This window comes from Clostridia bacterium (assembly GCA_035628995.1).
GTDB lineage: Bacteria > Bacillota > Clostridia > Lutisporales > Lutisporaceae > BRH-c25.
Window position 1 is genome coordinate 119,791 of the sequence record DASPIR010000029.1, and the last position, 15,035, is coordinate 134,825.

At 38.5% G+C, this 15,035-nt stretch carries 14 protein-coding genes; 2 read left to right on the plus strand and 12 right to left on the minus strand.

The genetic code is table 11. From position 1 onward, the window contains the following. Positions 1 to 327: 327 nt before the first annotated feature. Both VEB00_13350 and VEB00_13355 read right to left on the minus strand, forming a co-directional pair. Positions 328 to 2,190: a glycosyltransferase gene (locus VEB00_13350; GenBank protein HYF84000.1), complete on the minus strand. Its 1,863-nt coding sequence runs from the start codon at positions 2,188 to 2,190 to the stop codon at positions 328 to 330. A gap of 218 nt (positions 2,191 to 2,408) precedes the next feature. After that, complete coding sequence (locus tag VEB00_13355) at positions 2,409 to 2,978, minus strand: flavin reductase family protein (GenBank protein ID HYF84001.1); 570 nt, start codon at positions 2,976 to 2,978, stop codon at positions 2,409 to 2,411. A 127-nt stretch (positions 2,979 to 3,105) separates the two neighbouring features. Here VEB00_13355 and VEB00_13360 point away from each other — a divergent pair, with 127 nt between their 5' ends. After that, a complete protein-coding gene (locus VEB00_13360) occupies positions 3,106 to 3,441 on the plus strand; it encodes a helix-turn-helix domain-containing protein (protein ID HYF84002.1) in 336 nt (111 codons plus the stop codon). A gap of 332 nt (positions 3,442 to 3,773) precedes the next feature. Here the strand turns inward: VEB00_13360 and VEB00_13365 are convergent, their stop codons facing one another. The 5 genes from VEB00_13365 to VEB00_13385 form a co-directional block, all read right to left on the minus strand. Continuing rightward, entirely contained in the window at positions 3,774 to 5,183 is a 1,410-nt protein-coding gene (locus tag VEB00_13365; GenBank protein HYF84003.1) for a sodium:solute symporter family protein, read from the minus strand. A gap of 253 nt (positions 5,184 to 5,436) precedes the next feature. After that, the gene (locus VEB00_13370; GenBank protein HYF84004.1) at positions 5,437 to 6,771 is read right to left on the minus strand and encodes a hemolysin family protein; all 1,335 of its coding nucleotides are present in this window, start codon (positions 6,769 to 6,771) and stop codon (positions 5,437 to 5,439) included. Between the two features lie 431 nt (positions 6,772 to 7,202). After that, entirely contained in the window at positions 7,203 to 7,373 is a 171-nt protein-coding gene (locus VEB00_13375; protein ID HYF84005.1) for a hypothetical protein, read from the minus strand. Position 7,374: 1 nt separating this feature from the next. Then, positions 7,375 to 8,025: a hypothetical protein gene (locus VEB00_13380; protein ID HYF84006.1), complete on the minus strand. Its 651-nt coding sequence runs from the start codon at positions 8,023 to 8,025 to the stop codon at positions 7,375 to 7,377. Positions 8,026 to 8,045: 20 nt separating this feature from the next. Further along, positions 8,046 to 8,255, minus strand: coding sequence for a hypothetical protein (locus tag VEB00_13385; GenBank protein ID HYF84007.1), 210 nt, complete (start codon positions 8,253 to 8,255; stop codon positions 8,046 to 8,048). A 257-nt stretch (positions 8,256 to 8,512) separates the two neighbouring features. Here VEB00_13385 and VEB00_13390 point away from each other — a divergent pair, with 257 nt between their 5' ends. Then, positions 8,513 to 9,088, plus strand: coding sequence for a flavin reductase family protein (locus VEB00_13390; protein ID HYF84008.1), 576 nt, complete (start codon positions 8,513 to 8,515; stop codon positions 9,086 to 9,088). A gap of 52 nt (positions 9,089 to 9,140) precedes the next feature. Here VEB00_13390 and VEB00_13395 read toward each other — a convergent pair whose 3' ends face one another. The 5 genes from VEB00_13395 to VEB00_13415 form a co-directional block, all read right to left on the minus strand. After that, positions 9,141 to 10,850 (minus strand): hypothetical protein, encoded by a 1,710-nt coding sequence (locus VEB00_13395; GenBank protein HYF84009.1) that lies wholly within the window; start codon positions 10,848 to 10,850, stop codon positions 9,141 to 9,143. 26 nt (positions 10,851 to 10,876) lie between these two features. Then, the gene (locus tag VEB00_13400) at positions 10,877 to 12,034 is read right to left on the minus strand and encodes an RNA-binding domain-containing protein (GenBank protein HYF84010.1); all 1,158 of its coding nucleotides are present in this window, start codon (positions 12,032 to 12,034) and stop codon (positions 10,877 to 10,879) included. Between the two features lie 251 nt (positions 12,035 to 12,285). Further along, positions 12,286 to 12,549, minus strand: coding sequence for a hypothetical protein (locus VEB00_13405; protein ID HYF84011.1), 264 nt, complete (start codon positions 12,547 to 12,549; stop codon positions 12,286 to 12,288). A 532-nt stretch (positions 12,550 to 13,081) separates the two neighbouring features. After that, entirely contained in the window at positions 13,082 to 13,726 is a 645-nt protein-coding gene (locus tag VEB00_13410; GenBank protein ID HYF84012.1) for a response regulator transcription factor, read from the minus strand. 1 nt (position 13,727) lies between these two features. Further along, a complete protein-coding gene (locus VEB00_13415; GenBank protein ID HYF84013.1) occupies positions 13,728 to 14,879 on the minus strand; it encodes a sensor histidine kinase in 1,152 nt (383 codons plus the stop codon). Positions 14,880 to 15,035: the final 156 nt, after the last annotated feature.

Genomic DNA, 15,035 nt, shown 5'->3' on the forward strand with positions numbered 1-15,035 from the left:
GTAGCTTCATCTTCCGAAGTTACAGTTTAAACTGTACTAGCTAGATTATTCGGTAATCAACAAAAATTAAAGGTCAGAAATTAATTCTAACCTTTTGAGCTGTCATTTAACTTTTCATACAGTAAACAAGGTCTATTTTCTTTAGTTGAGCAGCCTGCTCAAGCGTCCGTAGCCCTGACTCTCCGCCTCAGCCTCAGACGAAAGATGTCAAGCCATAATAAGCAAGAATGAATGATAAAGCCAGCAATCCATCAGAATTGCTGGCTTCTTTGTATTTTACTTCAACATTTTTTTAATTTCGTGACTAAACCAATATTTTGTATGCATTTACCAACTAACAAAATTAGCTATATCATCTCTGCGTAAATCCGAAGAATAAAACAAGCGTATGTCCTCCACAAAGGGTTTTATCATCTGTATCGCTTCTTTCGCTGTCTTAATATAAGGCAAGTATATTAACCTGCTTACCTCATCGGTAATTTCTAAATTCCACCATTTCCATAGAGTAAACTCATTTTCGTCCAAAACATAAAAGCTAGTAAAATGATATATATTCAATTTGTCTTTTTCGATATATATATCATTGTTTTCTTCATTAATATTATAGTATTTAAGATACCATGCAGCTGTGTCTATTCCTAAGCTTCTTGCTACGACTACTCCTTCAAATAGTTTAGTCCAATCATTCATGTATTTCTGATCTCCCCATCGCAGCGGATCGTCGAATCTTTCATAACACCACTCGATGCACTTGCTGCGCCACCAATTCAAACATTTGACACCAGCTTCATCTTTTCTGAATCCAATCACGCCAGCTTGATATATACCGAAGATTTCATCATTATATTGATCTCGTTGTTTGCACAAAAGTATAGCTTTGTTCCCCCATTCTTGATAAACCTCACTTAAATCACTAAATATGAAAGTATCAGCATCTAGATAAATAATTGAATCCACTTGTGGAGAGGTATCAAAAATGCGAATTATCAATGGAGCTTTCATCGTCCAACAATATTCTCTGAAGCTTCGGTTTTGTTTTGCAGACTTCAATTCATCATCTTCAATGTCATCCAAACTATACAATGTCACATTTTCCAGCTGCAATTCCTTCATTATTCTATAAACCACTTCATCCATACAGCAAACCCATAAATGAAACTTTTCTAAATTCTGTTTAAGGGACAAATATAGTGCTAATCCCTTAATGAGATAACTTTGACCTATAATTGTACAAAAATGATTTGATCCATAAGTTATGTTGTCTTCATTATAAATACAATAATAGTTCTGAATATTAATAGTACTTATGCTTTTTTCTTTGTATATCGTTTTATCATAAGAATCCAGCAGTTCTAAAGTTCTCTGCCATTCAGCAATATACGGCTTATATATTTCACTTACTGCAGCTTCAGGTAGCTCTATATAATAGCAAAGGTCAAATTCTTTCTTATTGAAATAACTAAATCCATTGTAATGATAAAAAACAAGCTTCTCACCGTCCAGATAAATATCATTGTCTACCTTATTTATTACACAACCTTGTATATTCCACGGAGTGGCATTGATTCCAATATTTTCTATAACTCTTACTCTAATAAATCTTTCTTCCCAATCATTAACATACATCTGGTCACTCCATTTCCCTGGTAGCACCAAGTTGTAACACCATTCAATGCATCTTTCTCTGAACCATTTTATACTCCTCAAAGCATAAATATCCCTTTTAAAACCCATGAGCCCTGTATTAAAGACTCCATAGACATTGTTCAATTTTACATTATCACCTTTGAATAGCTCCTTAGTTAGCAGTATTGAGCAGTTGTCCAATTCTCTAAAAATAGGCTCTGGGTTGGAAAAAAACACGATATCACTGTCTAACCACACAATATGTTCAAGTATAGGGTAATTATTAAATAAATATAGAAATATTGATGCTTTTGAGGTCCATTCATATTCTTTTTCATTGCGACTAGCCTTCACTAAAGCAAGCATTGCATCCTGCCTTTCAACATCTTCTATCAGGATATATTCCGCATGCTCTGATATTATTGTGCTTAATATGTCCTTTACTCCTTCATTCATGCATATAAAGAACAGCCTAAATGAGGCATCGTATTTTTTAAGCGAATTGTAAAGCATTAAACCTTTATGAAGGTATTCTTTGCTCACTATTGTACAGTAGTTGTGCATTATTCCACCTTCTCTCATATAATTCAACAATTTGTAATGTATAGTCCAATATACAGTATGACAAGCTATTCGTAAAAGTTACAAATGGTATAATAAAGTGCCAGGTACAAAGGTTATTAGGTTAAGCCCTCGAATAGCATTAACAACCTAATTACCTACGTACCCGGCACTAATATGTTAATCATAAATATTACGAACTAGTTGCTCAACAGTGCTGTTTAGGACTTATTAATAAGATTCTTTCCTAAACTCCATGCTTTACCGATCTTTTCCCCAATACTCCAGTAAAAGAAGTCGTACATAGAGATGACAAGTGGTTTGATTTTTGTTATATCAGGGGTGTTATTAGTGATATAGTCGTTATGCGAATATGTTTCGATAATCTCTCCAATAAATATCTCATTGCTTCCTTCAAGCTCGATGTTTTTTACAAGTTTACACTCAATATTAACAGGGCAATCCTCAATCATCGGAACATTCAGTAATCCATAAAAGTTTTTAAACTTTAATGATTTATCAGTGTCCCTTCCCGAAACAAGACCACAATAGTCAATTAATTCGACCATATCCGATGAAGGGATGTTTACGCTGAATTGACCAGATTCATGGATACCTATCCTAGAGTACTGTTCTTTACTTAATGATATTGCAAGCATAGCTGGGTTTTTGCTAACTACGGAGCAAAAAGATACTGTCAAATAGTTGGGTTTCCCATTTGTATTAGTGCCAACTAGAACCACTGGCAGTGGGTATACAAGGTTACGCTTTCCAAGTTTAACTTTTTCCATAAATATCTCCTTAATAAAAGTTAGCCGGCTCTAATTACATCGTATTTCTTTTATAGTTATTTGACAAGTACCTACTTTATTGTGATATACTATCTAAATAGTAAGTGTAGTGCTAAGGAGGTCTATTATGGGAAAGGGAAATAAGATATATACGTGTCCTATTGATTTAACTATTGATGTAATCGGCGGAAAGTGGAGTATGTGGATTATCTGGTCACTGCTTGAAAAAGAGTTAAGGTTTGGTGAGCTTAAAAGATGTATTCCTAACATTACCGAAAAGATGCTGATACAGCAGCTCAGACTCCTAGAAAGCTTCCAGGTGATTAGTAGGAAAGTCTATACTCAAGTACCACCCAAAGTTGAATATTCATTAACGGATCGCGGGAAAAAGCTTAAACCTATACTCATGAGCATTAGAGAATGGGGAATAGAACACTTGCACCAAATAAGTGCTAATGAATAAATCTAGAGTTCTCCTGTAATCTTTATGTCTTCAATAAAGATGACATACCCAGTTGAACAGATTGGAATTGTGTAAACTAACGTATGGAAAGAATAGAGGGTAGATAATAAAATCTCTTCCCTGAATTGACTATCAGCCAAGGAGTAGAAAAAATCTGCATCTGTAATAATTAAAATAAACTTGTTAGCGAATACATTGAAAATACTTGATTTGTTGAGCATTTCCGTGGTAACATGACGTAAAAAATTAAGGACTATGTAATTTTTACATAGTCCTTTTTTAGTGTTTTTTCTAACACGCTAAAGCTCCTGCCTTTATTCCGTACTTTACACTTAACTGTTTAATTCTTCCAACTGAGGAGCTGTTCTTCCCGGGAAGTTTTTCTCAATTAATACTGTAATTACAAAAGAGAGCAAGCCTATTGCCGTACCGAATACGATCGCAAGTATGCCGTATGGCTCCTTCAGTATCTGCCAGTATATACCTGCCACACTACCGCAAATTATCGAAACAAGACCTGCCGACTTAGTGGCCTGTTTCCATGTTAATGCCAGTACAAATGCTGCGAAGGGTCCTGCTGCACGCAGCATAAATGCAAAGATGTTAAGGGTAATAATGTTGAGCTGGAACAGAGCGATACACATCGCGCCTATGCCTATTACAACATTGCCGACTCTTGTCATTGTAATCAGAGTTTTATCCTCAACCTTAGGGTTAATATATTTCTGATAAATATCCTTTGTAAATATTGTGGATGCACAAAGCATATTTGAGTCCGCACTGGACATCGTTGAAGCAATGATAGCTGCACACACCAATCCCGCAATTAAACTAGGTGAAAACTTAAATACTACAGTCGCAAGAGCAACGTTTGCCTTTACTTCAGGTACTGTCGCAAACGCAACTATACCAATGATTGCAGGTATAAATGCGAAAAGTCCCATGAAGATAGCAGACATGATAGTTGCTTTTCTGCCTTCTTTTTCATCCTTTGCTGAAAAGATACGGGATACCATTTCCGGACCGGACATGAAAGTAATGAAGTACTGAAATATTAAGCTTAAAACAGTAGCGAAGCCTATTCCGGTAAATGACATTTTTGCCGGCGGCACCTTGCTGATAACAGCTTCCCATCCGCCTGCACCGCTAATAATAAATGGTAAGCAAATTAAAAGACCAAAGAATATGATAATCCACTGAAAGAGATCGGTAAATGCATCTGCCAGCAATCCACCCATAGCTGTATAGATTATCGTTATCACTCCTGCCAACAGAATTGCAAGATTAATATTCATTCCAACCAATACAGAAATGATGACTCCTGAAGCAAGCACCTGAGATGCTGTGAGGCAGAATAGTGAAACAATGTTCAAAACCGCGGTAATGAGGTGTGCCGATTTCCCAAATCGTCTTCCCACAACTTCAGGAATTGTGAATGCCAAGACCTTTCTGAGCTTAGGAGCAAAGAAAGCCATAGGAATAATTCCGATTGCTGCTGCAAGTACATACCAAACGGCAGACATGCCCCAGTTTCCAAATGCCTTGCCAGCGAGACCTACCGTACTCCCACCGCCAATGTTGTTTGCTGACAAGCTGCATGCTACCATTATTGCACCCAGTGAACGTCCGGCCAGCATGTAATCTGTACTGTTTTTTATCATGTATTTGTTGGTATACCAGCCTACTCCCAACATACCGATAAGGTAAACAACGACAATAATTAGAGCTCCTGTGTTAATCATATTCTTCCTCCTTTTATTTTTTTAGAACCACCTGGATTATTTATATAAATTTATGGTTCTCCTTTGATGCTTTTCCGATGTTGTTAAAAAAATACCGGAATAACAATACTTCAGCCACTTTTTTCAGTATTTCTGCGTCCGAACCCAAAAATCCTTCACCAAGCCTGCCCTTTTATTGAATTTTCGAAAAATTTTCTCAGTAGCTTGTCCCACTTTGTGCAGTCGTCTCCGGGGCGATAAATATAGAGCCGCATCACTGCGGCTCTTCTGCTTTATTGGGATCTACTGCCCTTTTTTCAATTCTTATCTTCGAAATCCTCTTGTCATCTACTTCTTCTATCCTGAAGTACAAATTGCCCATATCCACTTCATCGCCTACCTCCGGCATTTTGCCTGAGTGGCTGAGAAGCATTCCGCTTATTGTATCAAACTCCTCTTCAGGTATATTAGAGTCTAGTATGTCGTTTACATCGTCTATATCCAGCATACCGCTGACAATGTATGTGTTGTCGTCTATCTTTTCGTAATCCAAGACAACGTCATCATACTCATCAAATATGTTACCAACTATTTCTTCAAGCAGGTCCTCTATTGTTATTAATCCCGCAGTACCGCCATATTCGTCTATGACAACTGCGATGTGGTTTTTCGATTTCTGCATTTCCTTGAAAAGCTCATCGATTTTCTTATACTCTGGCACGAAATATACAGGTCTGATTATATTTTTAAGGGATACTTCCCATTCCATTTTCCTTTTTATCATGCTGAAAAGATCTTTTACATACAAGACTCCTATTATATTATCAATAGATTCTTCATATACCGGAATCCTCGAGAAATTCTCCGCCACTATGATATCAAGAATCTCTTCAAGGGAGACTTCTGAGCCTATTGCTATAATATCAGTTCTTGGAGTCATTACTTCCTTTGCAACTGTATCATCAAACTCAAAGATACTGTTGATCATTTCGGTCTCAGTTTCCTGGAATATTCCCTTCTCTTCCCCGACATTTATCATTAGACGGATTTCCTCTTCCGTTATCTGTTCTCCAGTGGATGTGACCTTACCACCCAGAAGTTTAACTATGAAGTTTGTGGAAACGGTAAGAAATTTGACAGCAGGCGAAGCGACCTTGGAAAAAAAATTTATAGTGCCTGCAACCGAAAGTGCGATCTTATCGGACTGGGAAAGCGCCATCCTCTTTGGAACAAGTTCACCCAGCACTAAAGTAAACAGTGCTATTATGGTGGTTACAATAAATGTAGAAATCCATGATGCGGAATGTGATATTACCGGAACATTCAAGCCTGCAAGAAATACAGTCAAGCTTGACGATAGTGTCTGCGCACCTATGGCACTTGCAAGAAATCCGGCAAAGGTAATGCCAATTTGAATAGTAGCCAGCAGCTTGCTTGGCTCCTCAAGAAATTTTTTTACAATAATTGCAGCTTTGTTGCCCTCATCAACAAGAGGTTTAAGTCTGGACTGCCTTACCGAAACTATAGCCATTTCAGAGGCAGCAAAAAACGCATTAAGACCTATTAATAATAATATGACCAGCATTTGCGTCCATAAGTCTCCGTCCATTAAAAAAATTCCCCCTATATATTTCGCGAAAAGCATTTTATATTATTTATTCAAGTTTCGCGAAATGTTTTCCTTGATTGTTATTGAATTCGCACAACACCCAATATAATTTTTTCAGTGCGTTCAATATGCAAATCATTTGTTAATATTATACTATTTATTCGTATGTAAGTACAAATTGATATACTGCTGTTTTATCCCGCTACTTCCAGATTTCCAGCTATATCACCCATTATTATGGCATAACAGGTCCTAATGCCCATTTATAAGAAAATTCGCGCACTTTAATTGTCGAACCTCAAGCTCTTCAGCTTCTTTTTCAGTCTTTAATGTAGTAATGTGCTATATTCGTCACTGCTATTCTTCACAATGCTAAGTTCTCAAAAATCAATATAATATTGATAAACATAATAAAAATGGCCTACTGTTTGTTAAGCCAGCAGGCCTTGTGGCAAATCCATTATGAAAACCAGAAGCATAATCACCAGAAAGGTTTTGTCAGTCTTGTTTTCAACATATAAAATGAAAACAACGGCAAGGACTAAAAAATCTTCTGGCGTTAACCTACTGAGCATACCTAAGGCTAGACGTTCCAGACCCATTTTATTTCCCTGCCTTGTTCATAAAATTTTCAAAAAACGCAACAATGTTCATTATCCTGATGCAGTCGTCAATCCCCTTCTGCCTTTTTTCAGATACAAAAGGCTTTACCGAATTCATAAGCAATATCCTTCTGTCATCCTTTACCCCTGCAAACATCTTATCAAAAAGCAGCCCCATCAAAGCCTTCTCATCAAAGCCGCCCAGGCTGTCTGCTAAGGATGCCTGGGGTGATTCCTGGGATGATTCCTGGCTTTCACCTGGCTCAGGTGTCTCTTTTTCTTCTACTACTTCATTTTTTTTTTGAGGGCCAAGACCCGAGAGGAGCATGCCCATAAGTTGTCTTTTCAGACCTTCCATATCATTACTTTTAAGCATATTCACAAGCTGATCGCTTGAACCGTCTGCTGACTTGTTATTTGTCAGATATTTTATAATATCCTCTTTTAAGCCATCTACATCCCCTCTGTTGATTTTATCCTTTATGCCCGGGTCTATATTGCTGTTTTGGCTTATTTCATTTACCAGCATATTCTTAACCTGGTCCGGTGACACGTTATTTACATCTATGCCCCCCATTTTTTCGGAAACCATCTTTTTTATCTCGTTGAGTCCTTTATCAGATTCATTATTGTCCTTACCATAATATGGCATTTCCTGACCTCCAATCTTATTTAGAAATATACTGTTTTGGGTTTGAGCCTTTTCCTGTTGCTGCTCTTGTGTATATAGCAGATTGCTTCTTCTAGAACAGGCTCAGGTATGCTCACATCAAGTCCATCTTCAAGCTTTTCTTCTGTTATGTCATTTTCTTCCTTGGTCAGAGTTGTGAGAAATAAAAGTAGCAGCAGAGTTGAATCAGTTTCATCAAAAAAACCGTCCAATGCCATGACCCCCTTTAAGTAAGAAATCTTACCCTTATTATCATTGTATTCTCTTCATACTCATTGGTTACAGCGTTTTTGAACTACTGAATTCCCTTGCGAAATGACGGCTACCACTCTACTTCCATACTATGTACAAACTAGGATATTGGTTACAGTAAATCTTTCTCTCCTCTGTATAAATAATGATAAAACTATATATGTTATAATAAGATGTATTAAAAAGCACTGATTTATCGATAATAAGGAGGCACAAAATGGCAAAACAGATGTGGAAGCCCGGTACTCTTTTATACCCCGTGCCGGCTGTGATGGTATCCTGCAGAAGCAGTGAAGGTGTGAACAATATCATAACAGTAGCATGGACGGGTATAGTCTGTTCAGATCCGGCTATGCTTTATGTATCTATACGACCTGAAAGATTCTCCTATTCTATGATAAAGGATACCGGCAGCTTTGTAGTAAATATACCGAATAGGAGCCTCACCTATGCAGTCGACTTCTGTGGGGTAAAATCCGGCAGGGATGTCAATAAGTTTGAGCACTTGGGTCTCACACCTCAAAAATCCAACCTGGTCGACGTCCCCTCCATCGGAGAATGCCCGGTAAACCTGGAGTGCAGGGTCAAGGACATAATTCCCTTAGGCTCTCACGATATGTTTATTGGCGAAATACTTTGTGTAGATGTAGAAGACGCGCTATTGGACAAAACCGGAAAGCTGCAGCTTAATAAAGCAGACTTGATATGCTACAATCACGGAGAGTACAGAGCCCTGGCAGATTCACTCGGGCATTTTGGCTACTCAGTCAGGAAAAAGCCGAAAAACAGATGATAATAAGAAGCCTTCAAAAAAGGAAAAAAAGTAAAGCCATGCAACTCATGCTTTACTTTTTTTCTTTTTTGTATTGAAATTTGTTCTTTATTGCATTATTTATTATTTCTACCTTTCCAAGCAGCAAGCCGGATGATATGCCGTATTTCTCTGCGAGCCTGTGATCTGAAGCCTCGGCATTGCATAGATGGCAGTATGTATACTCCAATGCGGCAGCCCATACATTCACATCATCTATTTCCGGTACCTCAGGGAAGGTTGATTTTATGAACTCATACCAGATGTCTTCTACAATCTTCTTATATGGCCTTTTGTAACAGTTCCGCATCATAACCAACGCTTTAGTCTTTACCTCAACCCATGTCTCTTTCCACTCAGACTCAGGAAAGTCCAATGAATCAATGGTCACATTTTTTATCTCTCCATCAAAGTTCACAGTATATGGCTCCGCAGCCCCCAAGGAATTCAAAAGAAATACCGATTCCATCTTTATATAGTTCTCAACATCGTCCCTGAGCATGAATTTTTTTATTGCAGGCTCAGCTTCAACCAGCTTGTCGTTCTTTATCTTATTAAATATCAACTTCCTTAGGAAGTATTTGTCAAAGTTGATTCCAAAATAGAGTATATCAACCACATGCTTGTTTTTAGCAAGCTCAGTCTTGCATTCAGCAGTCTGCATCTCCATGAACTTGTATATGAAGTCCAGCCGATTCTTTATTTCTTCTCTCGGCAACTGATATACATATGGGAAATGCAGGTTTTCGCTTTCGCTGTCCAACTGTTTTAATGCGGTCTCAATGTAGTAATCAGAGATCATGTTGTCATTATCAAGCTCATAAAGCTTCTCCCATAGCTTGATGCCTTCCTTGTACTTTTTGCTGTTAAATGCTGCAACTGCAGTAAAATGTATATACATAGGGTTTTCGGGGTCAACTGCCAAAAGCTTTTTAAAGGTTCTGTACGCATCAGTATGCTTCCCCAAGCTCCCATAGGTATCCCCTATTTTATATAGGTAATCCTCATTATCAGTGCGGATTTTGCTGATTATTCTTATCTGCTTCTCGACCCAGCTGGTTGTACCTTGCTTATTATAGAATATTGCCAGGTTGCAATTCGCATGCACATTGGATTCCTCGTATATAAGCACCTCCCGGGCAAGCTCAATTGCTTTGTCCAAAAACCCCAGATAATAGTATGCGAGAGAGAGATTATTCCTTGCTGGCACAGCATTAGGAAGCATCTGCACCACTGTTTCAAATTTCTGGGTTGCCTTCTCATACTCCCTTTTCTCCAGATGGTCGATAGCTTCTTCTTCTACTTTGTATATCTTCTCGAGCTCCTCGTCATCCAAGTTGTTATTGGCATCCTTTATCATTGTAAGCATCTCCAGCAGTTCCTCTGCTTCTTCGGAGAATTCTCCATCCGGATCCTTTTCCAGATAAAGGCTGAAATATTCTGAAGATTTCTTTATTTTTTGCATTTGCAGGTAATTGCACCCCAATCCAAAATAGCACTCAAGGTAGTCAGGATCAAGGTTCTTGACTATATTGACCAGTACCTCAGTGGAATGGTCAACATTCCCAAGCTCTGCCAGCAGTCCGGCATAATTGAACTGTATAAAGCTATCATGAGGCTTAAGCCTGACAGCTTTTTCTACATATCTTAAGGCAGTCTTCAGCATGCCCTTCTGGATATATTTGTATCCAAGGTCAAAATAAAACTCCGCCCCTCTTTCGAAGGTCACAACTTTGTTGCTCATATTTAAATCACCAACTTCACTGAAAATCAATATTTCATTAACCCAGGCAGTACCACCTTGAAAAGGTTCCTTTTTTCATTGTTTATGAATTTTGCGCCCCCATGCTGTTTGAAGGATTCATATATACTTTTCAATCCCGTTCCTGTCTTAAGGAATCTCCCCTTGTTGTCGAGTATCAGAAGCATTTGATACAACCACTGATTCCTTCGGCAGGGGTTGTATTCCTCAACAAGCTCCGGCATTTCCTCATCACTGCAGGTGGCACCGGGATTGCTTATTTCTACCCTATTATTCTCTATCAATACGACGATTTCTCTACCCAATGAAAAATAGTCCCTATGTACGGCAGCATTCGCTACAGCTTCAATAACAGCCTCTATAGGGTATCCCGCGTTCATCTTTGCTATCTTTAAGCTCAGATAATCCTCAATTTCATCCAGCATTCTTGTAATTGGGCCCGAAAAATACATTACCTCATCCACACCGCATTTATCTATCAGTCTTACCCCGGTATGAGGAAGGTACAACTGAGGGTGATAGCCGAAAGCAAGAAGTCCGCCAACAGTCGGGTGATACGCTCCATTATCCTCGTCTCTTCCTATTATACCAATTCCCTCAAGAAGTGTGTAGTAATCTTGATTGGTGTTGATAAGGCCTGTTTTGGAAATGTAGTCATTAACTATCTTCTCATCCAATTCCCTTAATTCAACCCTGTTGAGAACTATTCTTTCATACTGGAGCATTCCTGATTCCTGCAGCATGCTGGCTATTTCCTCGCGCCTTGCTATATCCGTAGTTGAACCTCTTCTTATGTAGAATACTCCGGTTTGTCTTATCTGATGAGGCTTCTGACTGCTTTTATATATGGTCAGCACTGCAATCTGGTTATCTTCAATGGGGATTATATCAAGATTCAAAGTCACAGGCGGATCACACCTTTGGCTTATAATCTGCTGTATCTGCTCTTCGGTATACTTTTTCCCTTCTATTCCCAATATGTTTTTCGTGCCGTCCTCTATTCCAAAAACTATATAACCCCTGCCCCCTTTTGAATTAGCTATTGCTGCAACATCCTTGGCCATTTCCTTTTTCTCGCTGTCAGTCTTTAAGGAAAGCTGGGCTTTAAAATCAAGTTTTGTGCCTTCCGGCTTCTGTAAAAGGGTATACAGCTTTTGCCTATCCAAACACTTCACATCCTCTTTCAGATACTAAACTCAGGACTCTTGTACTCTGAGTCAGGCGAACACTGTTCGCCCCTACACCCGTAACCTCGTAACCTCTTAACCTGTTATATATAGTTTAACATAACATGGAAAATTATCAAAACAAAAAGCCGCGCATATATGTGTTATTCACATTTATGCGCGACTTTATTACATTTATTACACTTTTTAACCATTTCTCTTGAGCATTCAATTGCTTCCCAAGCTTTGAATTATCTGATGATTGTATTAAGCTGGTTTCCTTTAAATCCAAAATCATCGTTTTTCAAATACTTAAAGTCGTATTCCAATGACTGATACAATACATGTCCATAATCATCAATATTCCTGTTTGCTTCAGTCTTGTACTTTCTTCCTTTGTCATTGAAGCCTAGCTTCACTAATACTTCACTTATTAAATTCATTCTATTACCTCCCCTGTCGATTCTCCTCGCTGCGGTTCCGTTGATAAAATCACCTATTTCTGTAATTGTCATTTATGACCGCCTCCTTTCACAAGCTGTAAAGTAGGTGTGCTGTATAATATTAAAAGGCCATGGGGTATACCCATGACCTTTTAAAAGCGCTTAAAAGATGACTCTTATGCATTTAGTTATATAAATACAAAAGTCACAGGCCTATGGCCCGTGACTGCTAAACATACTATATGTTATCTATCAAATCTCAGGCCGTGATATATAATTTTGGGCATACTGACGCTGTATGCAAAAAAGTCTCTGCTGCCTACTGCAGTGTTAATCGCTACAACTACGCTTCTATTCATTTTCACGACCTCCTTCTTAATATTCATATTGATATGTATTTTTACTACTTTTTAACTATACCATTAAATTACCATTTTTACAATACTTCCAAATATTACAATTCCGTAACAGGAATTTCTTCTGTATGCCTTTGGAGAAACCGTTACGAGTTGCGAGTTACGAGTGTTTACGCAGAACTCCGAAGCTCCTTCTTAATTCGCGAAACGCGTAACGCGAAACCCGAACCACACCCATTAGGAATACCCTACTTCTTAATATTATTCTTATATGCATAAATAGCTGCTTGTGTTCTGTCACTGACGTTTATTTTCCTGAATATGTTGGAAACATGGTTCTTTACTGTCTTTTCACTTATGAAAAGTCTTTCGGCAATATCCTTATTGTTCAAACCATCCGCTATAAGGGTTATTACCTCATATTCTCTCTGTGTCAGCTCATTTTCATTCTTAATTCTGGTACCCCTTGGCCTGTTGAATTCCCTTATTAGTTCTGCTGCCAGCTTGGGTTGTATGTACGACTCACCTATATAAGCATCCCTTATAGCCTTAAAGAAACTGGCCGAATCGGAATCTTTAAGAATATAACCAGAAGCTCCTATTTGCATTGTCTCCAACAGATATTCCCTGTCCTCATGTATTGTAAGTATTACAACTCTTGTGTCTATTCCGTCTTCCTTGAGCTTCTTCAGTGCTTTTATACCATTCATTATAGGCATGTTTATATCCAGAAGCAGTACATCAGGTTTAAGCGCCTCAACTCTCTCTATGGTTTCAACTCCATTGGAAGCCTGTCCTATAACTTCAAAGTCAGCTTCCAGTTCCAGGAGTTGTTTGAGTCCTTCTCTGACTATGGAGTGGTCATCTGCAATCAATATCTTTATCTTATCCACATTATCCCTCCTCATTTATATTCAAAGAAATGCTAACAAATATTTTAGTACCCTTTCCACGGGATGTCTTCACATCAAACTTCCCATCCAGGAGTTCTACCCGCTCTTTCATACTGAGTAAACCATAGCCTCCGTCGTCTCGTCTGTCTACCTTAAGCATGCTCTTGTCAAAGCCCTTTCCATCATCACTGATTAGTAGATTTAACTGTTCCTTGGTGAATTCAACTCTGATACTCGCATTCTGAGCCTCTGAGTGCTTCTTGATATTGGTTAGTGCCTCCTGTACAATTCTGAATGCAGCAAGCTCTATAACCGATTTTAATGGCTTTGGATCTCCAAATACCAAAAAGTCAACAAATACTTTGTTATTTTCAACATAGTTTGAAATATATCTTTGAAGGGTGGGAACCAATCCCAAGTCATCCAGGGACATTGGCCTCAAATCATATATGATTTTTCTTACATCACTGAGGCTGGAACGGAGAAAACCTTTGAGATTGACAAGCTCCTCCTTTGCTTTCTCCTTATCCATATCTATAAGCTTTTCACACAGTTCGGTCTTAATAACAAGATTGGCTATGAGCTGTGCAGGGCCATCATGTATCTCCCTTGCAACCCTCTTTCTTTCTTCTTCCTGTGCTCTAATAATCTTTACCCCAAGGTATTGCTTCTGCTTGATATCCTCCAGCTGTATTGAAAGATCCTGAAGTCCGCCGCTGAGATACCCCATTGCGACTCCCACTTTGGAAACGAGGGATTCCGCTTTGTTTGCAGTATCTCTAGCAACTTTGAGCCTTCTCTCCAGCTCACCTCTCCGCTGTATAAGCAACTGTTCCTCTACCTTTTTCGTCATTAACTCAACTTGAAGGTCCTTGGCCTTATCGTAGGCCCTTTTTACATCCTCTTCCTTGTACTCCTTTATGTTCTTGCTCACTATCATAAGCTGATACCGGCAATCCTTGTCGAGCTTTTCGAGCCTGTCCACCTGTTTGATTAAATCTGCTGCAATTATTCTTACCTTTTCCAGCTCTTCCTCCACAAGCCGGCATTCACTACGAGAATTCTCAGCTATGCTAAATATTTCAACCTTACTTTTCTCAATTATATCTACAGTACTTTTGATTATCTCATTTAACCTGTCTATAATGAACACCCCTTGCTTCGTTTCCGATTATCCGATATTGCTGCGAAATATGTCTTAATAGGGTTTCCCTATTACTATTATCGCTGAATAATCGAACTTTGTTAATAAAAAACTACCAAATGCTTATATTCCATGTTGAAATGCAAGTCTCTGCATTAAACTGAC

Bases quoted from the DNA above. Each gene is read 5' to 3' on its own strand.
- VEB00_13350 (HYF84000.1), bottom strand. From the start codon at position 2,190: ATGCACAACTACTGTACAATAGTGAGCAAAGAATACCTTCATAAAGGT.
- VEB00_13355 (HYF84001.1), bottom strand. From the start codon at position 2,978: ATGGAAAAAGTTAAACTTGGAAAGCGTAACCTTGTATACCCACTGCCA.
- VEB00_13360 (HYF84002.1), top strand. From the start codon at position 3,106: ATGGGAAAGGGAAATAAGATATATACGTGTCCTATTGATTTAACTATT.
- VEB00_13365 (HYF84003.1), bottom strand. From the start codon at position 5,183: ATGATTAACACAGGAGCTCTAATTATTGTCGTTGTTTACCTTATCGGT.
- VEB00_13370 (HYF84004.1), bottom strand. From the start codon at position 6,771: ATGGACGGAGACTTATGGACGCAAATGCTGGTCATATTATTATTAATA.
- VEB00_13375 (HYF84005.1), bottom strand. From the start codon at position 7,373: ATGGGTCTGGAACGTCTAGCCTTAGGTATGCTCAGTAGGTTAACGCCA.
- VEB00_13380 (HYF84006.1), bottom strand. From the start codon at position 8,025: ATGCCATATTATGGTAAGGACAATAATGAATCTGATAAAGGACTCAAC.
- VEB00_13390 (HYF84008.1), top strand. From the start codon at position 8,513: ATGGCAAAACAGATGTGGAAGCCCGGTACTCTTTTATACCCCGTGCCG.
- VEB00_13395 (HYF84009.1), bottom strand. From the start codon at position 10,850: ATGAGCAACAAAGTTGTGACCTTCGAAAGAGGGGCGGAGTTTTATTTT.
- VEB00_13405 (HYF84011.1), bottom strand. From the start codon at position 12,549: ATGACAATTACAGAAATAGGTGATTTTATCAACGGAACCGCAGCGAGG.